This is a genomic window from Dyella sp. SG562 (assembly GCF_011759495.1).
Taxonomy (GTDB): domain Bacteria; phylum Pseudomonadota; class Gammaproteobacteria; order Xanthomonadales; family Rhodanobacteraceae; genus Dyella_D; species Dyella_D marensis.
Window position 1 is genome coordinate 199816 of sequence record NZ_JAAOYS010000002.1, and the last position, 24383, is coordinate 224198.

Below are 24383 nucleotides of genomic sequence, written 5' to 3' on the forward strand. Positions count from 1 at the left end.
GCATGGCCGCAGCGAAGAAACGAGGCCTCGGACGCGGGCTTGACGCCCTGCTGGGCGGCGGTGACGACACCCCTTCGGTGATCGAGCAGGAAGGCGAGCTGCGCACCCTGCCCATCCAGTACATCCAGCCCGGCAAATACCAGCCGCGCCGGCACTGGAACGACGAGGCGCTGGACGAGCTGGCCGCCTCGATCAAGGCGCAGGGCCTGATCCAGCCGGTGGTGGTGCGCGAGATCGGCAAGAACAGCTACGAGCTGATCGCCGGCGAGCGCCGCTGGCGCGCGGCGCAGCGCGCGCAGCTGAGCGAGCTGCCCGCGCTGGTGAAGGACGTGCCCGAAGTGGCCGTGCCGGCGATGGCGCTGATCGAGAACATCCAGCGCCAGGACCTCACCCCGCTGGAAGAAGCGGACGCGCTCAAGCGCCTGATCGACGACTTCGACCTTACCCACCAGCAGGCCGCCGAAGCCGTCGGCCGCTCGCGCGCCGCGGTATCGAACCTGCTGCGCCTCACCGAGCTGCCCAACTCCATCAAGCGCCTGCTCGATGAAGGCAAGCTGGAGATGGGCCACGCCCGCTGCCTGCTCACCCTGCCCCAGCATGACGCCGAGGGCCTGGCGCTGGAAGCGGCGCGCCACGGCTGGAGCGTGCGCGAGCTGGAAGAAGCCGCGCGCCGCGCGCAGACCGCGCCCAAGGGCAAGGCCAAGAGCGCCGCCGCGCGCGACCCCAACGTCGACGCCCTGGAGCGCGAGCTGGCCGAGCGCTTCGCCACCCGCGTGGAAGTGGCCCACGGCCGCGGCGGCCGCGGCAAGCTGGTGATCCACTACCACAGCAACGACGAGCTGGAAGGGATCCTCGGCAAGATCCGCTGAAACCCGGCGGCGAGGCCCACCGTGGCCTCGCTCAGCGGCCCTGCACGTCCTGGCGCGGCGCCTCGGCTCGCCGCCAACTCCCCTACGCACTAGAATGCGCCCCGGGCGCCGCGCGCCCTCCTTTCCGCAAGAGCTAAAGGCTGCCTCTCATGCCGCAACTGTCCGTGGTCGTGCCGGTGTTCAACGAGCGCGACAACATCCCGCCGCTGCTCGCCGAAATCGCCGCCGCCCTGCGCGGCAAGGTCGAGTTCGAAGTCGTCTACGTGGATGACGATTCCAGCGACGACAGCGTGGCGGTGCTGGCGGCGGAGAAGGCCAAGTACCCCGAACTGCGCATCGTGCGCCACCTCACCCGCAGCGGGCAGAGCACCGCGGTGTGGAACGGCGTGCGCGCAGCCCGTTCGCCGTGGATCGCCACGCTGGACGGCGACGGCCAGAACGATCCGGCCGACATCCCCAAGCTGCTCGCCGCGCGCGACCAGGCTCCGCAGGACGTGCGCCTGCTCGCCGGCTGGCGCACCACGCGCCGCGACAGCTTTAACAAGCGCATCTCCTCGAAGATCGCCAACGCGGTGCGCTCGCGCATGCTGCGCGACGCCACGCCGGACACCGGCTGCGGCCTGAAGCTGTTCGAACGCGAAGTGTTCCTGCGCCTGCCCTACTTCGACCACATGCACCGCTACCTGCCGGCCCTGGTCAAGCGTGCCGGCTTCCAGAGCCAGAGCGTGCCGGTCGGCCATCGTCCGCGCACCGCGGGCACGTCCAAGTACGGCATGCTCGACCGCCTGTGGGTGGGCATCGCGGATCTGCGCGGCGTGGCCTGGCTGATGCGCCGGGGCAAGGTCACCCGCGTCGAAGAGCTGTAAGCCTTACGTTCCTTACGTGCGCCCGGACGTGTTCCGCGCGCACGGTCGGCGTATGCTCGTGGACCGGTTCCCTCCGCCCGGGCCACTGCCATGAGCATTGCGATCAAGCGCGTCTACGAGCCCACCGCCAAGAGCGACGGCAAGCGCGTGCTGGTCGATCGCCTGTGGCCGCGCGGCCTGAACAAGGACGAGGCCGCCCTGGACATGTGGGCCAAGGAACTGGCGCCCTCGGTGTCGCTGCGCCGCTGGTTCGGCCACGACCCTTCGCGCTGGGACACCTTCCGCCACCGCTACGCCACCGAGCTGGACGGCAAGACCCGCACCGAGCACTGGCGCGAACTGGTGCGCGAAGCGGCGCATCGCCGCGTCACCCTGGTCTACGGCGCCAAGGACGAGGAACACAACAATGCGGTGGCGCTGAAGGCGTATCTCGAAGCCTGGCTCAAGGGCCACGGTCCGCATTGAGGCCGGCGTCGCCGACGAAGCGGTGGTGCGGCGGCTTCCATTCGCTCAGCACGGTGTTGGCGCGCTCGCGGCCCAGCTCGATCAGTTCGCGCGCCCGGTAGAACTCGTAGGCCATGGAGATATTGCGCGGCAGCTGGATCAGCAGGTCCGGCGCATACGCCGCCAGGCGCAGCCGCGCCAGGTTGGCCTGCATCAGGTCCATCGACTGCGCCAGCAGGTCGAGCATGCCGGGATCGCGCGGACGCGCTGCCTCGGCGTCCTTCGCTTCGCCGTGCGGCATCAGCCGGCCGATGAATTCGCCGATGCGGTGGCGGTAGCCGTTCTGCGCTTCCACCGGGTGTTCGTGCGCCACTTCGGGCTTGGCCGCTTCGATCGCGCCGTCCACGCTCACCGCGAACATGTAATCGGCCGGTTCGCGGATCAGCGGCGTCACCGGCACTGGATTGAGCAGGCCGCCGTCGACCAGCCGCCGGCCGTCCAGCAGCTGCGGGCGGAAGATGGTGGGAATCGCGATGGAGGCGCGGATGGCGTCGAACAGCGAGCCGCGGGTGAGCCAGATCTCGCGCTCGCGGTCCAGGTCGGTGGCGACGGCGGTATAGGCCAGCGGCAGATCCTCGATCCGCGCATCGCCGATCAGCTCGCGCAAGGTGCCGATGATGCGCTCGCCCTTGATCAGGCCGCCGCCGGAGAAGGTCCAGTCGACCAGCTTGAGCACGTCCATCCTGGCCAGCGCCGACACCCAGTCGCGGTAGGCCTCCAGCTTGCCCATCGCATAGATGCCGCCGATCAGCGCGCCCATCGAGGTGCCGGCGATGGCGACGATCTGGTAGCCGTGGCGCTCGATCTCCTCGATCGCGCCGATATGCGCCAGCCCTTTCGCGCCGCCCGCGCCCAGCGCCAGCGCCACGGTGGGCTTGCGCGCGGCCGCGGCGGTTGCGGCGTCGACGGGGAGCGGACTGCTCATGCGGATGCGGCGGAAGCGCCCGGCCGGACGGCGCTCAACGCGGCGCCTGCTGGTAGCCGGTCAAGGCCAGCTGCAGCTGGATCTTCAGCTCTTCGCGCAGCGACAGCGGCGCGACCACTTCGGCATCCGGGCCGTACTTGAGCACGTCCATCAGCAACTCCTTGGAGTTGGAATACGGCACCTGCAGTTCGTAGCGGCCGTCGGGCAGCCACATGCCCTTCTGCTGCGAATGCCAGTGCTCGTCCGCCACCCAGCGCGCCGCATGCTGCGAGAAGCGGATGGTGGCCCAGGCCTTGGGCTTGCCGGCGAAGATGCCGTAGCTGGAGGCGAGCATGTCGTTGAGTTCGGCCTCGGCCACGTCGCGCGCCGGCATGTCCAGCGCCAGCGGCTCGGCGATGCGGTCCACGGCGAAGCTGCGCAGCGCCTCGCGGTCGTGGTCCCACACGTCCAGGTACCAGTTGTCGCGGTAGTGGGTCAGGCGCTGCGGCGAGACGGTGCGCTTGCTGTCGGCATTGGTGGTGCGCGCGCGGTAGCGGAAGCGCAGCTGCTTCCGCTCCAGCACCGCGCCGGCCACGATGCGGAACACCTGCTGGTCGAGCTTGCGCTCGCCCCAGGCGATCACGCGGATGCGCTCGATTGGCAGCGCCTTGCCGCTGCCCTGGTCGGACAGCAGGTGTTCGATGCGTGCCTTGAACGGCGCCAGCGCGCCGGCCAGCACGCCCGGCCCGCTGCGGCCGATCAGCTCGTTCAGCGCCAGCAGCGCGGCCAGTTCGTCCGAGGTGAGCCACAGGCCCGGCAGTTCGAAGCGTTGGCCTTCGCCGGCCGCATAGCGGAACGCGGCGTGCTCGCCGCCAGCGCTTTCGATCGGGGCGCCCAGGGCGTCGCGCAGGAAGGCCACGTCGCGGTAAAGCGTCGCGCGCGAGCACTCCAGCTCGTCCATCAGGCGGGGGAGCGGTACCGGATAGTGCGCCGACTTCAGCAGCCGGTGCAGGGTGAGAATGCGCTCGTAGCGGTCCATGGCCCAGGAAGGTGACGCGTAGATTCGCCTAGCATGCGCATCGCCCATGGCGGTCGCAAGTACGCAGAGTCTGACATGCGCGGCGCCCATCGCGGCGTGAAAATCGCCTAGACTCCGGAGGCTCCCTGGCCCATCCGAGGATGCAGAGCGAGCCGAGATGCCCGGCGACCCCACGTTCCCCCACCGCACATCCGCACCCGCCACCGTTGCTGCGCCGTCCCCGAGCCTGCCGAGCAGGGCTTTGCGGGTGCTGGCGAGCAGCGGCTACGGCCTGTGGCTGTTGCTGGGCGCGGCGCTGGCGCTGGGCGTATATCCGGCCGGGCGCGGCGACGCGCTGGTGCCGCTGGCCCTGGGCGGCATCCTGGTGAGCTTCGCGCCGCTGGCCGCCTTACTGCGCCTGCCGCGGGTACCGGGCTGGCTCGGCTGGCGCTTCGGGCGCGGCAGCCGGCCCACCGCCAAGGCCATGCTGGCCCTGGCGGCTTACCTGCCGATGCTGGGCGTGGCGGGGCTGGTACGCGGGGACAACCTCTTCTGGGCCACCCGCCTGGCCGCGGCGGCGCTGGCGCTGGGCGCCCTGGCCTGCCTGATCGACGCCTTGTCCGAGGATGCGCAGGAAGGCCGCGCGCGGATCTTCGCCCGCCTGGTCTCGGCCAGCTATGCCGGCGGTTTGTGGCTGTGGCTGTGCCTGGCCGCGCAGGACGGCGACCAGCCGATCCATTCGGTGCCATGGATCTTCGCGCTGCAGCTGCTGGCGCTGCTGGTCGGCGGAATGTTCTGGTGGCGCGACGGCGCGGTGCGCTCGCGCGGCTGGCCCGGCCGGCTGCTGTTCCTGGCCCTGGTCTACCTGATTCCCTGCCTGATCGTGCTGGCCCAGCGGCCGGAGTCCAGCGGGCTGCTGCTCCTGCTGGCGGCGGTCAGCTGCCTGGTCGGCAAAAGCGTTGAACCTCGTTTATGCGGCAGGCTGTCCAGTCATGATGGTGGCGTTTTCCATTCCACATGATGGACTTTCGGCGCTATTCGCAACCAATGCCAGCGTATTCACAGCAAGTTCAAGCCATTCCGCTAAGGTTTCACCCGATTACAATCGTTTAACAAACAAGACGGATCTCGCCCCGATGAGAAAAGCCCTAATCACCAGCGCCCTGCTGGCCAGCCTGGTCAGCCTCACCGCCCACGCCCAGGATGCGGCGCCTCCGGCCGACCCGGCCAGCAACAGCAATCCGGGCGCCAACGGCGGCTGGAGCGGTTCCGGCGAATTCGGCTTCGCTTCCGCGCACGGCAACTCGCGCACCGAAAACGTCAACGCCAAGCTCGGCCTGAACCAGGAAAACGAGCTGTGGAAGAACAACTTCTTCCTCAACGGCATGCGCTCCAAGGGCGAAGTCCAGGTGCAGGACTCGGCCGGCAACACCATCGACCGCTTCAGCACCACCGCCAACCGCTACGACACCGGCGCCTCGGTCGGCTACAAGCTGGACCCGCGCAGCTACATCGTGGGCGCGCTGCGCTACGAGCATGACGACTTCGGCGCCAACATCTGGCAGGGCATCGTGTCGATCGGCTATGGCTACATCGCGCTGAAGACCGACCGCACCGAGCTCTCCTTCGAAGCCGGCCCCGGTTACAAGCGCTACCGCCCGGCCGACCGCACCGTGCAGGTCGACGGCGTGGACGTGAAGCAGCGCCAGGACACGCAGAGCGAAGCGGTCGGCCGCGGCCTGGTCAACTACAAGTACCGCCTCACCGCCAACACCGCGGTGGAAGACACGCTGCTGCTGGAAGCGGGTTCCAAGAACCAGTACTACCAGAACGACATCGGCCTCTCGGTCAGCATGACCAAGAAGATGGCGCTGAAGGTGGGCTACCAGGTGCGCTACAACAGCGACGTGCAGCCGGGCACCAAGAACACCGACACGCTGATGACGACCAACCTGGTCTACAACTTCTGAGCCGTCACCCGCACGCGCTTTCGGCGGCCCCGCCTGGCGGGGCCGTTTTTATTTCGGGGTTCTCTCAGTGTTCGCCGAGAAAGGCCGAGGCGCCTTGCGCGAACAAGGCGCCGGCCACGCGCCGGCCCAGCGCCTGCGCTTCGTCGCTGCCGCCTTCGGCTTCCGCACGCAGCAGGCGGCCGCTGGCCACGTCGCCGACCAGGCCGCTCAGGTGCAGGCCGCGCTCGGTGACCACGCACCAGGCGCCGACCGGCACCGTGCAGCTGCCGCCCAGGGCCTGGTTCATGGCCCGCTCGGCGTCCACCGCGATGCGCGTGTGCTCGTCGTCCAGCGCGGCCAGCAGGGCCAAGGTGGCGGGCTGGTCGCTGCGCGCTTCGATGGCGATGGCGGCCTGGCCCGGCGCGGGCAGCCAGTCGGGCGCGGCGAGGCGGCCGCGGATGCGCTCGGCGAGACCTAGGCGTTCCAGGCCGGCGCAGGCCAGCAGGATCGCGTCGTAATGGCCGGCATCGAGCTTGCCCAGGCGCGTGCCCACGTTGCCGCGCAGGTCCAGCAGGGTGAGGTCCGGGCGCAGCGAGCGCAGCAGCGCCTGGCGCCGCAGCGAGGAGGTGCCCACGCGCGCGCCCAGCGGCAGCGCGGCGAGGTCGGCGTAGTCGTTGCTGATGAAGGCGTCGGCGGCGTCCGCGCGCGGCAGCACGGCCGGCAGGGTGAAGCCCGGTTCCAGCTCGGACGGCACATCTTTCAGCGAATGTACCGCCAGGTCCGCGCGCCCTTCCTGCATGGCCACTTCGAGTTCCTTGAGGAACAGGCCCTTGCCGCCGATGGTGGCGAGCGAGCGGTCCTGGATCTCGTCGCCGCGCGTGGTCATCGGCACCAGTTCCACCATCAGGCCCGGATGCGCGTTGCGCAGTTCCGCCGCCACATGCTCGGCCTGCCATAGCGCGAGCGCGCTCTTGCGGGTGGCGATGCGCAGGATCGATGGCGTCATGGGAGTTTCTTCATTCCGGGCGGAAGGGGCGCCATTGTCGCGTAAACCGCGCTCGTCCCGCAGTCCGCCATGCGCGCCGCGCCGCCGCACCCGGCCTCAGCCCATGCGCAGCAGCTTGCGCACCGCCGGCAGGTTGCGCCGGCTCACCTCGGGCGTGAGTTCGGTACCGCCCAGCCGCGCCAGCACACGGCCGTCGGCCAGGGTCTTCAAGCCGAGCAGGCGCTGCGGCGGCACCAGGCAGTTGCGATGCAGGCGGATCAGCTGGTCCGGATAGGCCTCTTCCAGCTGGCGCAGCGACTCTTCCAGCAGCAGCTGGCCGCCGCGGTGCTGCACCACCACGTATTTCTCCTCGGCCAGCAGGCACACCACTTCGTCCAGCGCGATGCGCACCTGTTCGCCGCGCAGGCGGCCGAACAGGTAGCTGGTCTCGCGCGGCAGCGCGGCCAGCCGCTGGCGCGCGCGCTGCAGCGCCTCGCGCAGGCGTTCCAGCCTGACGGGCTTGAGCAGGTAGTCCACCGCGCCCAGTTCGAAGGCCTGCAGCGCGTGGTTCTCGTACGCCGTGCAGAACACCACCTGCGGACGCTCCTTGCCGGCCAGGCGGCTGGCCAGGGTGACGCCGTCGAGGCCGGGCATGTTGATGTCCAGCAGCAGCAGGTCCGGCTGGGTCTCGGCGATGGCGGCCAGCGCGGCGTCGCCGTCGCCGACGCTGCCGGCGATTTCCACCGCCTCGCCGCATTCGTCCAGCAGCGCGGCGAGGCGGGCCCGCGCCAGCGGTTCGTCATCGGCGATCAGTACGCGCATCGTTGTCTTCCGGTAGCAGCAGGCGCACCACGAAGCGTCCGCCCAGCGGGCCGGCGCTCACTTCCGCACGCGGGCCGTAGCGGTAGGCCACGCGCTGGCGCACATTCGCCAGGCCGTGGCCGTTGCCGCCGCGGGCGGGCGTGTCGGGCAAGGGGTTGTCGATTTCGATCTCGATCGCGCGCTGCAGCCGCCGCCCGCGCAGGATCACCTCGCCGCCTTCGCGCAGCGGCTGGATGCCGTGGCGCACGGCGTTCTCCACCAGCGGCTGCAGCAGCAGATGCGGCAGCGGAAACGCGCCGGGCAGGCCGTCCAGTTCGCGCCGGATGCGCAGGCGCGGCCCCAGCCGCAGCTGCTCGATGGCGAGGTAGCGTTCGATCAGGGCCAGTTCCTCGTCCAGCGTGCCGTCGCGCGTGTCGTGGCGGCCCAGCGCGGCGCGGAACAGTTCGGAGAGATCTTCCACCGTGCGTTCGGCCGCGCGCGGATCGACGCGGATCAGCGCGGCCACCGTATTCATGCTGTTGAAAAGAAAGTGCGGCCGGATGCGCGCCTGCAGCGCTTCCACCTGGGCCCGCGCCACCGCGGCCAGGCGCGCCTGCCACTGCGCCAGCACGTAGAAGTAGCGCAGCATCGCGGCACCGAGCAGGGCGGCGATGGCGCTGTTGTCGCGCACGAATTCGAACGCGTCGTCGCCGCGGATCAGGCCCATGTGCAGCGCGCCGTCCATCCATGCGGCCAGCACGCTGGTCAGCGCCACGATCAGCAGCATGATCAGCCACACCGCCGCATACGGCAGCAGGCCGTGCAGTTTTTCCAGTGCGGGGCGCAGCTTGCACAGCGCCACGCCGGTGAGCATGGCGATCCACTCGGCGAACAGCATGCCCACGCTGTAGCCGCGCCAGCCGCGGCTGCTTTCCGGCGCCAGCAGCATCACGGTGACGGTGAGCGCGGCCACCACCAGCAGTGCGAACAGCGCCGGCGCGCTGCAGAAATCCGGCAGCGGGCTCGGTTCGAGACCGGCCTGGGCGAGGCGTTTGGCGGCGGGTTGGCGCATGGACGCACAGTATGCCCAAGCGCATCGGCCGCAGCCGTGTCCTGGCGCGCGCTCAGCCGGTGAGGCGCTGGGTCATCCAGGCACGCAGGTGGGCGATCTCCTCGGCGCAGACCGAATGCGGCATCGCATAGGTATGCCATTCCACCGGATAGCCCAGGCCTTGCAGCACGTCGCGCGAATGCACGCCGCGGGTCAGCGGCACGATCGGGTCGGCGGTGCCGTGGCCCCAGAAGACCGGCGTGGCGGCATTGGCCGCGCTGCGCTCGGCCTCGAACGAGGACTGCATCGGCAGATACGTGGACAGCGCCACGATGCCGGCCAGCCGGCGCGGATGGCGCAGGCCGCCGGCCAGCGCGATGGCGCCGCCCTGCGAGAAGCCGGCCAGCACGATGCGCTCGTCCGGCACGCCGCGTTCGTTCTCGCGCGCGATCAGCTTCTGCACGGCTTCGATCGAGGCGCGCATGCCGGTTTCGTCCTGGCGCGAGGTGAGGTCGACCCCGGCGATGTCGTACCAGGCGCGCATCGGCATGCCGCCGTTCAAGGTGACCGGGCGTACCGGCGCATGCGGAAACACGAAGCGCAGCCCGGGCCATTCCTGCGCCACCAGCTCCGGCACGATCGGTTCGAAGTCATGGCCGTCCGCGCCCAGGCCGTGCAGCCAGATCACGCTATGGGTCAGCCGGGTGGCGGTTTCGTGCTCGACGGTAGGCAGGGACATGCAGGAGGCTTACGCAAGGGGGAGGGGGCGGAGCGGTCCGGGTGGCCGGGGAGCCATCAAACGCACGATGCACGCAATCGCTTACGCGAAGCGGACGCGATGGCCCGTGCATGCAAAACCGCCCGCCGCGGTCGGGGATGCGGGCGGTGCGGCTGACGCATGGTGCCTCCTGGCGGCGCGTGTGGGGCTCGGCTGCAGCAGACTACGTTGCGCCTTCACCTGCCGGATACAGGACCCATGGCGCTTGCGGGCGGAGCCGTCTTGGTTATGCTCCGGCGTTTTTGCAGTGGAGCGCGCCCATGCGCCGGATGCTTCTCGCGGCCCTCGCCGCCCTGGCGGCCAGCCCCGCCCTGTTCGCCGACACGCCGGCCGCCAGCCCAGCGGGCACGCTCGACCTCGAAACCATCATGGCCAGCCCGGACTGGATCGGCGCCGCGGTGGAAGCGCCGTACTGGAGCGTCGACGGACGCAGCCTGTACTACTCGCTCAAGCGCGACGGCAGCAAGCTGCGCGACCGCTACCGCATCGACGTGGCCAGCGGCCGCAGCGAAAAGCTGGGCCCGGAAGCGCTGGCGCAGGCCGATGGCCCGGCGGTGTTCGATCGCCAGCACAAGCAGGCCGCATTCGTATTGCACGGCGACGTGTTCCTGGTGGAAGCGGGCACCGGCAAGCGCGTGCAGGTCACCCGCACGCCGGAGACCGAAACCTCGCCGCGTTTCTCCAGCGACGGCCGCAGCCTGCAGTACCGCCAGGGCAAGCAGTGGTTCGTCTATGACATCGCCGCGGGTGTCGCGTCGCCCGCGGCCGTGCTCAACGTGGGCGAGGATCCGCGCGGCAAGCAGCCCGATGCGCTGGGCCGCGACCAGCTGCGCCTGTTCAAGGCGCTGCGCGCGGCCAAGGCCGACAAGGATGCGGCGCGCGCAAACGAGGAAACGCTCGCCGCCGCCGATCCCGGCCGCGCGCCGCGCCCGATCTGGCTGGGCGACGTGGGCGAACTGGTCGATGCCGAGCTGTCGCCGGACGGACGCTGGATGCTGGTGGTCACCCAGCCCAAGGATGCCGGCGGCAAGACGCCGGAACTGACGCATTACGTGACCGAATCCGGCTACGCCGAACAGCAGTCCACGCGCACTTATGTAGGCCGCCGCGATCCGGTCCCGCAGTCGCTGCTGCTGGTCGACCTGCGCGCGCGCAAGAGCTATCCGCTGGATGCCGGCGTGCTGCCGGGCATCAAGGACGATCCGCTGAAGGAGCTGCGCGCCAGGGCGATCGCCGACTTGAACAAGGCCGGCCGCAGCGACGAGGCCAAGGCGCTGAAGGCGCCGGAGCAGCGCGCCGTGCGCATCATTTCCGATGCGGACGACGGCGGTGGCGGCGGCATCGCGTGGAGCGACGACGGCGGCAACCTCGCCATCCAGCTGCGCGCGATCGACAACAAGGACCGCTGGATCGCCAGCGTCGATTTCGACAAGCACGCGCTGGTGAATCAGCACCGCCTCACCGACCGCGCCTGGATCAACTGGAACTTCAACGATTTCGGCTGGCTCAAGGACGGCCGCACGCTGTGGTATCTGAGCGAGGAAACCGGCTATTCGCAGTTGTACGCCAAGAGCCTCGGCGGCAAGGCGCATGCGCTTACCAGTGGCAAGTTCGAACTGAGCCACCCGGTGCTGAGCGAGGACGGCCAGTGGTTCTATCTGCGCAGCAATCAGGTCGCGCCGTACAGCTATGACGTGTACCGCGTGCCGGCACAAGGCGGCACGCTGGCGCGGCTCACCCAGCACCAGGGCACGGACGACTTCGTGCTCTCGCCCGATGGCCGCCAGCTGGCGGTGCTGCATTCGGCGCCTTACGTGCTGCCGCAGCTGGCGGTGCAGGACAGCGCCGGCGGCACGCCGCGCGAGCTGACCCAGACCATGAAGCCGGCCTTCGCGCAGCGCGCGTGGATCGCGCCGAAGATCGTGGGCGTGGCTTCGTCGCACGGCGCCGGCACCATCTGGGCGAAGTATTACGGGCCGGCCGATGAAGCGGCCGCGGCGTCGAAGCCGGCGGTGATCTTCGTGCACGGTGCGGGTTATCTGCAGAACGTCACGCTGAGCTGGTCCAACTATTTCCGCGAGCAGATGTTCCACAACCTCCTGGTGCAGCAGGGCTACGTGGTGCTGGACATGGATTACCGCGCGTCCGAAGGCTACGGCCGCGACTGGCGCGATGCGATCTACCGCCAGATGGGCCATCCGGAACTGGAAGACCTGCTCGACGGCAAGGCCTGGCTGGTCAAGGAACATGGCGTGGATCCGCGCCGCGTGGGCATCTACGGCGGCAGCTACGGCGGCTTCATGACCCTGATGGCGCTGCTGCGCGCGCCGGGCGAGTTCGCCGCGGGCGCGGCGCTGCGGCCGGTGAGCGACTGGTCCAGCTACAACCACGAATACACCTCGAACATCCTCAACGATCCGCAGCTGGACCCGGAGGCCTACACGGCCAGTTCGCCGATCGAATACGCTGACAAGCTGCAGGATGCGCTGCTGATCCAGCACGGCCTGGTCGACGACAACGTGCTGGCCAGCGATTCGATCCGGCTGTACCAGCGCTTCATCGAGCTGCACAAGCGCAACTTCTGGATGTCGCTGTATCCGATGGAACGGCACGGCTTCGTGCAGCCGGATTCCTGGTACGACGAGTACCGCCGGATCGACGAACTTTTCGACGCCTACGTCAAGCCGGTGCGAACGCAGGAAACTGCGGCGGGGCGCTGATCGGGGCATTCATGTGGCAGTCGGGCCGGACCCTGTTTTTGGCCTGACTGCTCACATATTCATCACGGATTTCACTGATAGAGTGCCGCGGTTCGCGCCAAGGACCTATAGGAAGGGCCGTTATGCTGAGTGCACGTAGTCTGTTTCGGGCAGGCCTGTTCGCCGCCCTGGCGGTTTCCACCTCGGCCATGGCCCGCCAGTTCCCGGCCACCGGCCTGGGTCAGTCCTGGCCCAACGCCACCGACGTCAGCTCCAGCCCGCGCTGGCACGTCTACGTCTTCATCAAGGACGGCGTGCGCTACATCCAGGTCAACGACCTCAACGGCAGGGTGCGCGGCGCCTTCGCCGCCGCCAACGGCCAGTTCCTGGTGCTGCCGATCGGCTCGGATGCCGAAACCGTCTCGGCCGGCCCGAACGCCTCGGCGCTGACCACCGCCGCCACCGGCCAGACCGGCGAAACGGTGTACCGCGACAACGACGTGCGCGTGACCGTGCAGCCGCTCGCCAACGGCCATTCGGCCTTCGCCGCCGACAGCACCACCTGCAGCGATCCGGTGGAGTGCAGCACCCACGTCCAATAAGCGGCGGGGGCCGGCGGACCAACAAAAAGGGCGCGCCTTCCGGCGCGCCCTTTTTTTCATGCCGCCCGGCGTTGCTGCTTATTCCGGGTTGTGCAGGATCAGGCTGATGCGGTTGCCATGGGCGACGCGGCGCTCGCGCACCTGGCCCTCGAACAGCGCGACCTGGTCGCGGATCGCCTCCAGCCCGGTGCTGGTGGTGGCCAGGCCCTGCATCAGCTCGCCCCAGCGCACGGCGCGGGCGGCCACTTCGTCGCGCAGGCCGTCGATGCGCATCACCACCCAGCGGCGGCCGTCGAATACACCGCCGCGCAGGCGCACGTGGATGCCGCTGATGTCGCGGTCGCCGCACAGGCTGCCGGCGATCTCGCCGATGGTCCGGTACAGCACCAGGTGGATGCCGGGCGAGAGCTGGCTCAGGCCGCGGCCTTCGATGTCGCAGGTGTAGCGCACGCCGGCCGCTTCCAGGGTGCGGGCCACGGCGCCTTCGCGCAGCGCGGCCGGCAGCCCGCGCTGGCGCCAGCTCACCGGATGGAGGTTGTCGGCCAGGCGGAACAGCTGGTCCTGGTTCAACGCCGTCTGCAGGCGGTACTGGCGTTCTTCGGACGTGGGCACGGTGTAGCGCAGGCGCTCCAGCATCAGGTTGCTGGTCTGCTGGATGCTGCCGCGCACCTGCTCGATCGCCATCGCGGTCTGGCGCATGCGCAGTTCGCCGAGGAACAGCGTGCGCTGCGCGAGGGCCAGGGTCTGGCGTGCGTCGAGGCGCTCCTGCAGGTCGCGCCGGTTGAGCACCGAGATGCGCGCGCCGAACATCATCATGGTGGAGATGGTGAAGGCGATCAGCACTTCCGCCTGCATGGTGCCGGGATCGAACGCCGCCGGCATGGTGAACACCACTGCCGTGCTGGCCATGGTTCCGCCGATGGCGACGCCGTACCAGCCATGGCGCAGGGCCAGGAACACCACCGGGATGAACATGCTCATGCGCGCCACCTGGCGCGCCTGCTCGCCCATGCCGCCGCCGCCGATCCAGGCCAGCAGCATCAGCACCGGCAGCAGGCCGAGCGCGCTTTCCAGGAACAGGCGGCTGTCCATCAGGCGCGTCCAGCGCTCATGCGCCGAGGTGAGCTGCCATACCTCGCGGATCATCAGCGCCAGCGGCGCCACGGTCAGCACGCCGAGGTAGTTGCCGATCAGCCAGCGGCCGGCCAGCAGCGGGTAATCCATGGGCGGATAGCCGGCCGGCTTGATCGACACCGAGACGGCGGCCAGGTTGGCCAGAGTCCACACCAGCGAACAGGCCAGCGCACACAGCAGCAGGATGCTGATGCGCACGTGGTGGCGGCCCTGGAACAGCTGCCAGCGCTCGCGGCACAGATGCACCACCGGCATGGCCAGCGCGATCGGCGGCACCATCATGATGGCCGACCAGGTACCGCCGAAATCGTCCATGCACAGCCACGCGGTATAGCCGAGCGGGCCGAGTTCGCCCACGGCGAGCGCGGGCCAGTAGCGCCGCGGCACCAGCAGCAGGACGGTCAGGCGATAACCGGCGAACAGTACCCAATACGAAAAAGAGACCTGGCGCAGCAATACGAAACCCAAGGCGTAAAGCAGCGCCGCCGCTCCATGGCGTAGCAGAGGATTCTCCACAGCTCTCGATTGCATCCCGGCTCCCCTGAGCTTGTTAGAGCGATCGGCTTCGACAAATGTGAAGGCGGCCGCCTGCGGATACAGCAAATTATCGAATGGGACAGCGGTAGCCGTGAAACCATAGTGAAGGATTCCACATGGCCGGTAACGTTAACGGACGCCGCGTGGATGGCCTTGAGTTCCGCTTTCCCTTAAAGCTCCGGACGCGACCCTCCCGTCCGCCGGAACGACGCCCGTTTGTACTGCGGGCGGCCGCGACTTATCGCCGATCTCGTCGCAAATGGACAGTCGAAGCGGCGCCAAGGATAGGACGTTGCCGTTCACTTACGTGAAACTTTCAGCCTTTATGCCGCTACGGCGGGCCGGGGCCTCGTGCCACAATGTCCGCTCCGGTCGACCTCCCCGCCTTCGATGACCATCCCCAAAGACGCATACCGGCGCTTCCAGGAAGAGCTCGCCGCGCTCGATCAGAAGCAGGAAGCGGATGCAGGCAAGCCTAGCGGCGCTACGCGCATGGCCCGCGCGCGCGAGGAATTTCTCGAGCTGCGCAAGCGCTACGACCTCTCGGTGGCCGACGTGGTCGCGTTCTTTCCCGAACCGGACGGCGTCGGCTATATCCAGGGGCTGATCGCCGCCAGGGACGCCAAGCCCAAACGCGGCCGCAAGCCGAAAAGCGCCTCCTGAAGGCCGTTCAGGCGATCACCGCCTGCGTATCGAAATAGCGCCCGGGCGACAGCCCGAAACTGCGCCGGAACATCGCCACGAAGGCGCTGACGCTGGCATAGCCCAGCGCGTCGGCCACGCTGGCCACCGCCTCGCCCGACGCCAAGCGTTCCAGCGCGCGGGCCAGCCGCGCCTGCTGGCGCCACTGGGCGAAGCTGCTGCCGGTTTCGTAGCGGAACAGGCGCGTCACCGTGCGTGGCGAAAGCCCCGCCCAGTCGGCCCATTCCTCCAGCGTGCGCACGTCGTCCGGGTGTTCGAGCACCGCGTGGGCGATGCGCAGCAGGCGGCGGTCGCTGGGCAGCACCAGGTGCAGCGGTTCTTCCGGGGCGCGGCGCATTTCGTCCATCAGCACGGCGAGCAGGCGTTCCTGCTCCTCCACCAGCGGCTGCATCGGCGACCAGGTCGCCGCGCGCAGCACCAGGGCGCGCATCAGCTCGTTGCCGTTGAGCACGCAGGTGCGCCCGGGCAAGCCTGCCGAGGCGTTGGGCGCGACGTAGACGCCCCAGCCCTGGGTGGCCTCGGCGACGCGCACGGTGTGCAGCTCCCCCGGCGGCAGCCAGCCTACGCGGTGCGGGGGCAGGGTCCAGGCGCCGTAGGCGGTGCGTACGCTGATCAGGCCTCTTTCCAGGTAGAAGAACTGGCCGCGCACGTGGCTGTGCCAGTCCGATTCCACGGTGTGGAAGGCCTTGTTCTTGCCCTCGCCGTTGAGCACGTAGGCGATCAGGTCGGGGCCTTCGGCGCTTTCCAGCCAATGGAAATGTTCGATGGAGCCGTGCGGGGTGTCGGACATGGCGATATATCGAATGACCGGTTCTAGATACAAATTGTCCCTCTGACGATATCAGGCCATTAAGGCCTCCGCCTAGGCTTACGTACTGCGCCTACCCCGGGCGCGACGTCCCCTCGCCACGCGCGGTCACGCCCAAGCCTCCGCGGACGTCCTACTGGAAAACTTCCTGAAGGAGACTGGCATGTCAGCCCAAGACTCGCCGTCCATTCCGATGGACGCCGCCGAGGTTCTGACCCGTTTCGTGGTCAGCGCCCAATTGATGCTCGACCCGCTTACCCCCGAAAGCCTGCGCCGCCAGGTGGAACCGAAACTGCTGGACGCCTTGCCGGCCCTGCAGGCGCTGGGCCTGTTCGACCTGTTCGCCATCCGCGACCCGGCCCTGGCCGCCATGGTCGCCGACGAGCTGGCAGCGCGGCGTGCGCAGGTCCCGTCGCGGCCGCGGCCGCTGGCGGCAGCCTGAATATTTGCGAAGGCAGAATATGCTTGTCATATATTTGCCTTGACAAATATTTGAGCGGCAATAGAATGCGCGGCTATGAATCCCGCCAACCCCCCCATGCAGGAAAGCATCGGCATGCTGCTGGCCGCCGTGCGCACGGAAATCGTCCGCGCCATGGAGACCGAACTGGCCGCCCGGGGCATCGAGCTGCGCTTCACCCAGTTCCTGATCCTCAAGCGGCTGTCCGCGCTGGGGCCGATGACGGCGGGCGAACTGGCCCGCTCGATCGAGCTGGACGGCGGCGCCATGACCCGCCAGCTCGACCAGCTCGAAGGCAAGGGCTACCTGCGCCGGCGCCCGCATGAGCAAGACCGGCGCGCCCTGCGCATCGAGCTGACCGACGAAGGCCAGGCGATGACGCAGGAACTCATCAACTGCAACGACCGCGTCGTGAAAGCCGCCCAGGTATCGCTGGACGAGACCGAGCGGCAGCAGTTGCGCGACTACCTCACGCGCGTGCTGCACGCACTGCGCGACAGGCACTGATCCACCACTTCACTTCTGGACTTACGACCATGCGTCTGCACATCACGGCGGCGGCGATCGGACTGAGCCTGGCCTTGGCCGGCTGCGTCAGCAGCGGCGGCCTGCATCCGTCCGGCACGCTCGCGGAAGCTTCCGCGCTCAAGAGCGAGCGCAGCCTCCAGGGCATCGAGGTCTCGCCGGCGGCCTGGCCGCAGCAGGACTGGTGGAGCGCCCTGGGCGACAGCCAGCTCGATGCGCTGATCGGCGAAGCGCTGCGCGACAACCCCAGCCTGGCCGCCGCCGATGCGCGCGCCCGGCAGGCCCAGGCCACCGTCGGCGCGGCCGATGCCGCGCGCGGCCCCACCGTGAACGCGGGCGCCAGCATCGCTGGCGCGCGCCTGCCTGACGGGCTGATCGCGCCGGAAGGCCATTTCGCCTGGGCCAAGTACGGCTATGCCAGCTTCAACTGGGGCCTGGACCTGTGGGGTGGCAAGCGCGCCGCCTGGGAAGCCGCGCTGGGCGAGGCGCGCGCCGCGGAGATCGACCGCCAGGCCGCGCGCATCCAGCTGTCCACCAACGTGGCCCGCGCCTACACCCAGCTCGGCTACGCCTATGCGCAGCAGGACGTGGCCAAGGCCGAACTGGAACGCGCCAACCGCGCCCGCGACCTCACCCGCCAGCGCGTCAGCGCCGGCATCGACAACCAGCTGCAGCTCAAGCAGGCCGATACCGAAGTTGCTTCCGCCGAACAGCAGCAGGCCGCGGCCGACCGCTCCATCGATGCGGCGCGCTCGGCCCTGTCGGTGCTGCTGGGCAAGGGTCCGGACCGCGGCCTGGACATCCAGCGCCCGCAAGCCCTGAAGCCCGCCGCCCTGCGGGTGCCCGGCAACCTGCCGGTGGACCTGATCGGCCACCGCGCCGACCTGGTCGCCGCGCGCTGGCGCGTCGAGGCGGCCGGCAAGGACATCAAGGTCGCCAAGAGCGAGTTCATGCCCAACGTCAGCATCGGCGCCATGGCCGGCGTGCTGAACCTGGGCGGCGGCAATCTCTTCAGCCTGCGCAACCGCTTCTACGAGCTGGCGCCGTCGATCAGCCTGCCGATCTTCGACGGCGGCCGCCTGCGCGCGAACCTTGCCGGCAAGGACGCGCAGTACGACCTGGCGGTGGCGCAGTACAACCAGACCCTGGTCGCCGCCACCAATGAAGTGTCGGACGACTACAACGCGCTGCAGTCCGCGCAGCGCCAGATCGACGCGCAGCAGCGCGCGCTCGACGCCGCCACCCAGGCCTGGCAGCTCTCCGACCAGCGCTACAAGGCCGGCATCGGCAACTACCTGGAGGCACTGATCGTGCGCCAGCAGCTGTTGCAGGCGCAGCAGCGCATGGCCGCGCTGCAGTCGCAGCAGGTCGATCTTTCGGTGCAGCTGATCCAGGCGCTCGGCGGCGGCTTCCGTCCGCAGGGCGAGGCGCATGACGTCGCCTCCGCGCCGGCTTCCGCCGCGTCTTCTTCCTCCGTTTCCGCACGCTCTCTCTGAAGGCTTTTCGCCATGTCTAGCCAAACTCCGCTCGCGGCCGACAACGCCGCTCCCCAGCCCCCGAAGAACCGCCGCGGCCTGCTGCTGCGCCTGCTCGGCGTGGCCGTGATCCTTGCCGCCGCCGGCTGGACCGCGTGGTACTTCCTCGACGGCCGCTGGTACGAAGGCACCGACGACGCCTACGTCAACGGCAACGTGGTGCAGATCACCCCGCAGGTGCCCGGCACCGTGGTCACCATCGGCGCCGACGACGGCGACCTGGTGCATGCCGGCGACGTGCTGGTGAAGCTCGATCCCAGCAACACCGAAGTCGCCCTGGCCGAAGCCAAGGCCAGCCTGGCCAGCACCGTGCGCCACGTGCGCGGCCTGTACAGCAATGTCTCCGGCGCGCAGGCCGACGTCGCCGCGCGCAAGGTGGCGGTCGACAAGGCGCGCGCCGACTTCAACCGCCGCCGCGACCTGGCCAAGTCCGGCGCCATCTCGGCCGAGGAGCTGTCGCACGCGCAGGACACCCTCACCACCGCCGAAAGCGGCCTGATCACCGCGCAGCAGCAGCTGGAAACCAGCAAGGTGCTGGTCGACGACACCGTGGTCGCTTCGCATCCGGACGTGCAGGCCGCCGCCGCCAAGCTGCGCGCGGCTTACCTGGACAACCTGCGCACCACCATCGTGGCGCCGGTCGACGGCTACGTCGCCAAGCGTTCGGTGCAGCTGGGCCAGCGCGTTGCGACCGGCGCGCCGCTGATGGCGGTGGTGCCGCTGCACCAGGTGTGGATCGACGCCAACTTCAAGGAAACCCAGCTCACCCACATGCGCATCGGCCAGCCGGTGGAGATCCGCGCCGACGTGTACGGCGGCAAGGTCACCTACAAGGCGCATGTGCAGAGCCTGGGCGTGGGCACGGGCAGCGCGTTCTCGCTGCTGCCGGCGCAGAACGCCACCGGCAACTGGATCAAGATCGTGCAGCGCGTGCCGGTGCGCGTGTTCTTCGACGATCCGAAGCAGCTCGACGAACACCCGCTGCGCATCGGCCTGTCCACCGACGTGGAAGTGAACCTGCACGACCAGACCGGCCCAATGCTGGCCAGGCAGGCGCCGACCCAGCCGGCCTTCAACACCGACGTCTACGCCAAACAGATGGCCGAAGCCGACAGCGCGATCGGCCAGATCATCCACGCCAACATGGCCGGCCAGAAGTAAGCCGCCGGCGGCGGGTTTCCCCGCGGGAACCCGCCGCTGCCGGCCTTCTCTCCCCCACGCCCTCCGGCACGCCTATCCCATGAGCACACAATTCCGTCCCCCCAACATGGCGCTGACCACGGTCGGCCTGTCGTTGGCGACCTTCATGCAGGTGCTGGACACCACCATCGCCAACGTGTCGCTGCCGACCATCGCCGGCAACCTCGGCGTGAGCGTGAACCAGAGCACCTGGGTGATCACCTCGTTCGCGGTGAGCATGGCCATCTCGCTGCCGCTCACCGGCTTCCTCACCCGCCGCTTCGGCGAGGTGAAGATGTTCATCTGGTCCACCCTGCTGTTCTCGCTGGCCTCGTTCCTGTGCGGCATCGCGCAGAGCATGGGCATGCTGATCCTGTTCCGCGCCATCCAGGGCGCGGTGGCCGGGCCGATGTATCCGGTGACGCAGGCGCTGCTGATCTCGATCTATCCACCGGCGAAGCGCGGCATGGCGCTGGCCTTGCTGGCGATGGTGACGGTGGTGGCGCCGATCGCAGGCCCCATCCTGGGCGGCTGGATCACCGACAACTATTCGTGGCCGTGGATCTTCTTCATCAACGTGCCGATCGGCATCTTCGCCAGCTTCGTCATCGGCGCGCAGATGAAGGAGCGCAAGGACGTGACCACGCGGCCGAAGATGGACTACGTCGGCCTGATCACCCTGATCATTGGCGTGGGCGCGCTGCAGATTGTGCTGGACAAGGGCAACGACGAGGACTGGTTCAATTCCACCTTCATCGTGGTGACCAGCATCGTCGCGCTGCTGGGCATCCTGGTGTTCCTGATCTGGGAGCTCACCGACAAGGAACCGATCGTCGACCTGCGCCTGTTCCGCCACCGCAACTTCCGCATGGGCACGCTCTCGCTGGTGCTGGCCTATGCGGCGTTCTTCGCGATCGGCCTGCTGGTGCCGCAGTGGATGCAGCGCAACCTGGGTTACACGTCGACGTGGGCGGGCTTCGCCAGCGCGCCGCTGGGCATCCTGCCGGTGCTGCTGACCTTCGTGGTGGGCAAGTACTCCACGCGCTTCGACCTGCGCCTGGTGGCCTCGATCTCGTTCCTGGTGATGGGCACCACCAGCTTCCTGCGCTCGGACTTCTTCCTGGACATCGACTTCATGCACATCGCCGGCGTGCAGTTGCTGCAGGGCCTGGGCGTGGCGCTGTTCTTCATGCCGGTCACCACCATCCTGCTGTCCGACCTGCAGCCGCACGAGATCGCCGCGGGCGGCGGCTTGGCCACCTTCCTGCGTACGCTGGGGGCGAGCTTCTCGGCTTCGCTGACCACGTTCATGTGGGACCGCCGCGCGGTGGTGCACCACGCCCATCTGAGCGAGCACATCACGCCGTACGACCCCACCGCGACGCAGGCGCTGGGCCAGCTCGGCGGCGGCGACCCGCAGACGGCGGCGGCCGTGGTCAACCAGATGATCACCCAGCAGGCTTACCAGATCTCCTTCAACGAGGTGTTCCACGTGCTGGGCTGGATCTTCGTCAGCCTGGTCGCCGTGGTCTGGATGACCAGGCCGCCATTCACGGCCAAGGCCGGGCCCGCCGCGGGCGGTGGGCACTGACCGCTCCGGAGAAAAAAACAACGGCCCCGTTCGGGGCCGTTGCAATTTTCGGGGGTGAAAGCGTCTTACAGATCGAAGCCCACGCCTACCAGCGCCATGGTCTCGCCACGGTTAGGACCGTGCGTGCCGCCGTTGGAGATGTGGCGGATCTGGAAGCTGAGGTATTTGCCTTGCCAACCCACCGTATTGACGAATTCGCCCACGCTGCTCAGCGCCATCGTGCGGCCCGTCTGCACGGCGCCCTGCAGGCTGTAGAAGAAGCCGTGGTACCAGTCGCTGTCGCTGCCGTAGCGCAGGCGGGCGCCGCCGGCCACGAGCCAGACGTCGTCGCCGGTCTCGTAGCGGTTGCCCTGGTAGCGGGAAAGGTTGCGGCCGCCGATCCAGCCCACCGAGACGTCCGGCGCCCAGGTGAACCGGCTGCTGCCGATCGGGTGGGCGTCAAAAGTAGCTTCCACGAACGCCGCATTGGTGCCGTGGGAATCCATGTAGCTGCGGCCGCCCTGGAGCTCCAGGTGGGTCGCGGCCGCTGCGGCCGACGTAGCGCCGGCCAGTGCCAACGCAAGAGCGCTAAGAAAAACCTTGTTCAAACGCATGGGGGTGCCTTTTGGGGGACAGTTCTTTTATGAACTATATGGTTCAATAAGTGTCGTCGATCACAGGTGAACTCGTAAATCCCACCTTCGTTCGACGCAGCGTTCCCCCAGACGCACCAATTGGTTTAGCCCGGATGGTTATTGCGGAACTGCAATAACCCGGATAAAAAGCATTACCCCACATTCTCCCCGGATGAAATGTCATGCACCCTAGCCAGAGCCAAAGCTGCACCGCTTTCGATGGCCACCGCCTGATCGCCTCGGGTCCGCTGCGCGAGGTGGCCGCCGCCACCAAGCAGGCGATCGACGCCGGCGCCAAGGGACCGGTGCTCGTGTTCGACGACCAGACCAGCCTGCCCGTGGAAATCGATTTCCGCGGCGGCGTGGACGATGTGCTGTCCCGCCTGGGCCTCGCCAGCGCGGCCGCCGACGCCGCCCCGCGCGGCCCGGGACGCCCCCGCCTCGGCGTGGTGGCGCGCGAGGTCACCTTGCTGCCGCGCCATTGGGAATGGCTGGCCGCGCAGGCCGGCGGCGCCTCCGCCACCCTGCGCCGGCTGGTGGAGGACGCCCGCCGCGGCGAGCAGGACCGCGCCCTGCGCGCCGGCGAAGCGCTGGACCGCTTCATGCAGGCCATGGCCGGCGACCTGCCGCACTACGAGGAAGCCTCGCGTGCCTACTGGCGCGGCGAGCGCGACCGTTTCGGACAATTGATCGAGACGTGGCCCTCCGACGTGCGCGATCATGCGCGTCGCCTGGCGGCGGCTGCCTGGAACGACGCGGACGCCATCGCCTGAAGCCCTGACGTCCCGCCGTTCGCTCCAGCCCGGAACCACCCGCTAGCCCATGTCCTCGCCAGCCACCCGCCAGCCCTCGCTCACCGAAGGGCCGATCGCCCGCACCCTGCTGCTGTTCGCGCTGCCCATCATGGGCAGCACGGTGCTGCAGTCGCTCAACGCCTCCGTCAATGCGATGTGGATCGGCCACTTCCTGGGCGAGTCGGCGCTGAGCGCGGTGAGCAATGCCAGCCTGATCGTGTTCCTGCTGCTCACCGCCGTGTTCGGGGTGAGCATGGCCAGCACCATCCTGGTCGGCCAGAGCCTGGGCGCGCGCAACATGGTGGAAGCCAAGCGCGTGGTCGGCACCGGCGTCACCTTCTTCGTGGCGCTGTCGACGCTGGTTTCGGTGTGCGGCTACTTCAACACCGCGTGGATGCTCCGCCAGCTGGGTACGCCGCCGGATGCCATGCCGTACGCCGTGCCCTACCTGCGCATGGTGTTCGTGGCCATGCCGTCGATGTACTTCTACAACTTCCTGATGATGACCCTGCGCGGCGCCGGCGACGCGCGCACGCCCTTCATGTTCATGGGCATGTCGGTGCTGCTGGACATCGCGCTCAATCCGCTCTTCATGTTCGGCTGGGGTCCGGTGCCGGCGATGGGCACGGCCGGCTCGGGCTTCGCCACGCTGATCTCGCAGAGCGTGGCCCTGGTCGCGCTGCTGGCCACGCTGTACCGGCGCAAGCACTTCCTGCGCCTGACCGGCGACGAGCTGGCGTATCTGAAGCCGGATCCGGCGATCCTGCGCGCACTCATCTTCAAGGGCCTGCCGATGGGCCTGCAGATGATCGTGATCTCCTCCTCGGCCATGCTGATGATGCGCCTGGTCAACGGCTACGGCTCGCAGACCACCGCCGCCTACGGCGCCGCCACCCAGCTGTGGACATACGTGCAGATGCCGGCGATGGCGATCGGCGCGGCGGTGTCCTCGATGGCGGCGCAGAACATCGGCGCGCGGCTGTGGGACCGCGTGCACCGCATCGCCCGCGCCGGCGTGGCCTACAACTTTCTGTTCGGCGGCACCCTGATCGCGCTGATCTATCTCTTCAACCGCGCCGCGCTGCACCTGTTCCTGCCCGGCGACGGCGAGGCGATCGCGCTGGCCCAGCACCTGAACATGATCGCGGTGTGGTCCTTCCTGTTCTTCGGCATCACCTTCGTGCTGTTCGGCGTGGTGCGCTCCACCGGCGCGGTGTGGCCGCCGCTGATCGTGCTCACCATTTCGATGTGGCTGATCCGCCCGCCGTTCGCCTTCGCGCTGATGCCCAAGCTCGGTGCCGACGCCATCTGGTGGAGCTTCCCGCTCGGCTCGCTGGCCTCGATGCTGATGGCTATGGCGTATTACCGCTGGGGCGGCTGGCAGAAGGCGCACATGCTGGCGCCGCCGGCTCCCGCGCCGGCGCCAGGCCTGCCCGAAGCCGCGGCCGCCGAAACCGCCGACTAAACTAAACAGCCCC

24 protein-coding genes are annotated in these 24383 nt (G+C 68.8%); 15 read left to right on the forward strand and 9 right to left on the reverse strand.

What is annotated here, in order from left to right:
- The first annotated feature begins 2 nt into the window (after window positions 1–2).
- From FHW84_RS04375 to FHW84_RS04385, 3 genes are all read left to right on the forward strand, one after another.
- Window positions 3–869: a ParB/RepB/Spo0J family partition protein gene (locus FHW84_RS04375; RefSeq protein ID WP_167252920.1), complete on the forward strand. Its 867-nt coding sequence runs from the start codon at window positions 3–5 to the stop codon at window positions 867–869.
- A gap of 149 nt (window positions 870–1018) precedes the next feature.
- Window positions 1019–1735: a glycosyltransferase gene (locus FHW84_RS04380; RefSeq protein ID WP_167252921.1), complete on the forward strand. Its 717-nt coding sequence runs from the start codon at window positions 1019–1021 to the stop codon at window positions 1733–1735.
- Window positions 1736–1825: 90 nt separating this feature from the next.
- The gene (locus FHW84_RS04385; RefSeq protein WP_167252922.1) at window positions 1826–2200 is read left to right on the forward strand and encodes a DUF488 family protein; all 375 of its coding nucleotides are present in this window, start codon (window positions 1826–1828) and stop codon (window positions 2198–2200) included.
- Here the strand turns inward: FHW84_RS04385 and FHW84_RS04390 are convergent.
- Together FHW84_RS04390 and FHW84_RS04395 are read right to left on the reverse strand one after the other, a co-directional pair.
- Complete coding sequence (locus FHW84_RS04390) at window positions 2178–3164, reverse strand: patatin-like phospholipase family protein (RefSeq protein ID WP_167252923.1); 987 nt, start codon at window positions 3162–3164, stop codon at window positions 2178–2180. The genes FHW84_RS04385 and FHW84_RS04390 overlap by 23 nt on opposite strands.
- A 34-nt stretch (window positions 3165–3198) precedes the next feature.
- Complete coding sequence (locus tag FHW84_RS04395) at window positions 3199–4182, reverse strand: YafY family protein (RefSeq protein WP_167252924.1); 984 nt, start codon at window positions 4180–4182, stop codon at window positions 3199–3201.
- Between the two features lie 247 nt (window positions 4183–4429).
- Between FHW84_RS04395 and FHW84_RS04400 the strand changes: the two genes are divergently transcribed.
- Both FHW84_RS04400 and FHW84_RS04405 read left to right on the forward strand, forming a co-directional pair.
- Window positions 4430–5182, forward strand: a complete 753-nt coding sequence (locus tag FHW84_RS04400) for a hypothetical protein (RefSeq protein ID WP_167252925.1) — start codon at window positions 4430–4432, stop codon at window positions 5180–5182.
- A gap of 115 nt (window positions 5183–5297) precedes the next feature.
- Window positions 5298–6131 (forward strand): DUF481 domain-containing protein, encoded by an 834-nt coding sequence (locus tag FHW84_RS04405; RefSeq protein WP_167252926.1) that lies wholly within the window; start codon window positions 5298–5300, stop codon window positions 6129–6131.
- Between the two features lie 64 nt (window positions 6132–6195).
- Here the strand turns inward: FHW84_RS04405 and hemC are convergent, their stop codons facing one another.
- The 4 genes from hemC to FHW84_RS04425 form a co-directional block, all read right to left on the reverse strand.
- The gene (gene hemC / locus FHW84_RS04410; protein WP_167252927.1) at window positions 6196–7116 is read right to left on the reverse strand and encodes a hydroxymethylbilane synthase; all 921 of its coding nucleotides are present in this window, start codon (window positions 7114–7116) and stop codon (window positions 6196–6198) included.
- 96 nt (window positions 7117–7212) lie between these two features.
- A complete protein-coding gene (locus tag FHW84_RS04415) occupies window positions 7213–7917 on the reverse strand; it encodes a LytTR family DNA-binding domain-containing protein (RefSeq protein WP_167252928.1) in 705 nt (234 codons plus the stop codon).
- Window positions 7895–8968 (reverse strand): histidine kinase, encoded by a 1074-nt coding sequence (locus FHW84_RS04420; RefSeq protein ID WP_167252929.1) that lies wholly within the window; start codon window positions 8966–8968, stop codon window positions 7895–7897. Before FHW84_RS04420 ends, FHW84_RS04415 begins: the two co-directional genes overlap by 23 nt.
- A 52-nt stretch (window positions 8969–9020) precedes the next feature.
- Entirely contained in the window at window positions 9021–9686 is a 666-nt protein-coding gene (locus tag FHW84_RS04425; RefSeq protein WP_167252930.1) for an alpha/beta fold hydrolase, read from the reverse strand.
- Between the two features lie 299 nt (window positions 9687–9985).
- On the opposite strand from FHW84_RS04425, the gene FHW84_RS04430 reads away from it, so the two are divergent.
- Both FHW84_RS04430 and FHW84_RS04435 read left to right on the forward strand, forming a co-directional pair.
- Window positions 9986–12445 carry a prolyl oligopeptidase family serine peptidase gene (locus FHW84_RS04430; protein WP_167252931.1) on the forward strand — a complete coding sequence of 820 codons (2460 nt, stop codon included), beginning with the start codon at window positions 9986–9988 and terminating at the stop codon, window positions 12443–12445.
- Between the two features lie 122 nt (window positions 12446–12567).
- On the forward strand, window positions 12568–13026 hold the full coding sequence (locus tag FHW84_RS04435; RefSeq protein ID WP_167252932.1) for a hypothetical protein: 459 nt from the start codon (window positions 12568–12570) through the stop codon (window positions 13024–13026).
- Window positions 13027–13104: 78 nt separating this feature from the next.
- Here the strand turns inward: FHW84_RS04435 and FHW84_RS04440 are convergent, their stop codons facing one another.
- On the reverse strand, window positions 13105–14691 hold the full coding sequence (locus FHW84_RS04440) for an MASE1 domain-containing protein (RefSeq protein WP_167252933.1): 1587 nt from the start codon (window positions 14689–14691) through the stop codon (window positions 13105–13107).
- Window positions 14692–15087: 396 nt separating this feature from the next.
- Here FHW84_RS04440 and FHW84_RS04445 point away from each other — a divergent pair, with 396 nt between their 5' ends.
- Window positions 15088–15360: a 2-hydroxyacyl-CoA dehydratase gene (locus FHW84_RS04445; RefSeq protein WP_167252934.1), complete on the forward strand. Its 273-nt coding sequence runs from the start codon at window positions 15088–15090 to the stop codon at window positions 15358–15360.
- A gap of 7 nt (window positions 15361–15367) precedes the next feature.
- On the opposite strand, the gene FHW84_RS04450 is transcribed toward FHW84_RS04445, so the two are convergent.
- Complete coding sequence (locus FHW84_RS04450; RefSeq protein WP_167252935.1) at window positions 15368–16189, reverse strand: helix-turn-helix transcriptional regulator; 822 nt, start codon at window positions 16187–16189, stop codon at window positions 15368–15370.
- Window positions 16190–16370: 181 nt separating this feature from the next.
- Between FHW84_RS04450 and FHW84_RS04455 the strand changes: the two genes are divergently transcribed.
- The 5 genes from FHW84_RS04455 to FHW84_RS04475 all read left to right on the forward strand — a co-directional run bounded on the left by FHW84_RS04455 (window position 16371) and on the right by FHW84_RS04475 (window position 21497).
- The gene (locus tag FHW84_RS04455; RefSeq protein WP_167252936.1) at window positions 16371–16649 is read left to right on the forward strand and encodes a hypothetical protein; all 279 of its coding nucleotides are present in this window, start codon (window positions 16371–16373) and stop codon (window positions 16647–16649) included.
- Window positions 16650–16724: 75 nt separating this feature from the next.
- Entirely contained in the window at window positions 16725–17174 is a 450-nt protein-coding gene (locus FHW84_RS04460) for a MarR family transcriptional regulator (RefSeq protein WP_243867882.1), read from the forward strand.
- A gap of 29 nt (window positions 17175–17203) precedes the next feature.
- A complete protein-coding gene (locus tag FHW84_RS04465) occupies window positions 17204–18688 on the forward strand; it encodes an efflux transporter outer membrane subunit (RefSeq protein ID WP_167252937.1) in 1485 nt (494 codons plus the stop codon).
- Window positions 18689–18700: 12 nt separating this feature from the next.
- Window positions 18701–19888, forward strand: coding sequence for an HlyD family efflux transporter periplasmic adaptor subunit (locus FHW84_RS04470; protein ID WP_167252938.1), 1188 nt, complete (start codon window positions 18701–18703; stop codon window positions 19886–19888).
- A gap of 79 nt (window positions 19889–19967) precedes the next feature.
- Window positions 19968–21497 carry a DHA2 family efflux MFS transporter permease subunit gene (locus FHW84_RS04475; RefSeq protein ID WP_167252939.1) on the forward strand — a complete coding sequence of 510 codons (1530 nt, stop codon included), beginning with the start codon at window positions 19968–19970 and terminating at the stop codon, window positions 21495–21497.
- A 65-nt stretch (window positions 21498–21562) separates the two neighbouring features.
- Here the strand turns inward: FHW84_RS04475 and FHW84_RS04480 are convergent, their stop codons facing one another.
- Complete coding sequence (locus FHW84_RS04480; RefSeq protein WP_167252940.1) at window positions 21563–22090, reverse strand: lipid A 3-O-deacylase; 528 nt, start codon at window positions 22088–22090, stop codon at window positions 21563–21565.
- Window positions 22091–22293: 203 nt separating this feature from the next.
- Here FHW84_RS04480 and FHW84_RS04485 point away from each other — a divergent pair, with 203 nt between their 5' ends.
- Window positions 22294–22884 (forward strand): DUF2239 family protein, encoded by a 591-nt coding sequence (locus FHW84_RS04485; RefSeq protein ID WP_167252941.1) that lies wholly within the window; start codon window positions 22294–22296, stop codon window positions 22882–22884.
- Window positions 22885–22933: 49 nt separating this feature from the next.
- Window positions 22934–24370, forward strand: a complete 1437-nt coding sequence (locus tag FHW84_RS04490) for an MATE family efflux transporter (protein ID WP_167252942.1) — start codon at window positions 22934–22936, stop codon at window positions 24368–24370.
- Window positions 24371–24383 lie beyond the last annotated feature (13 nt).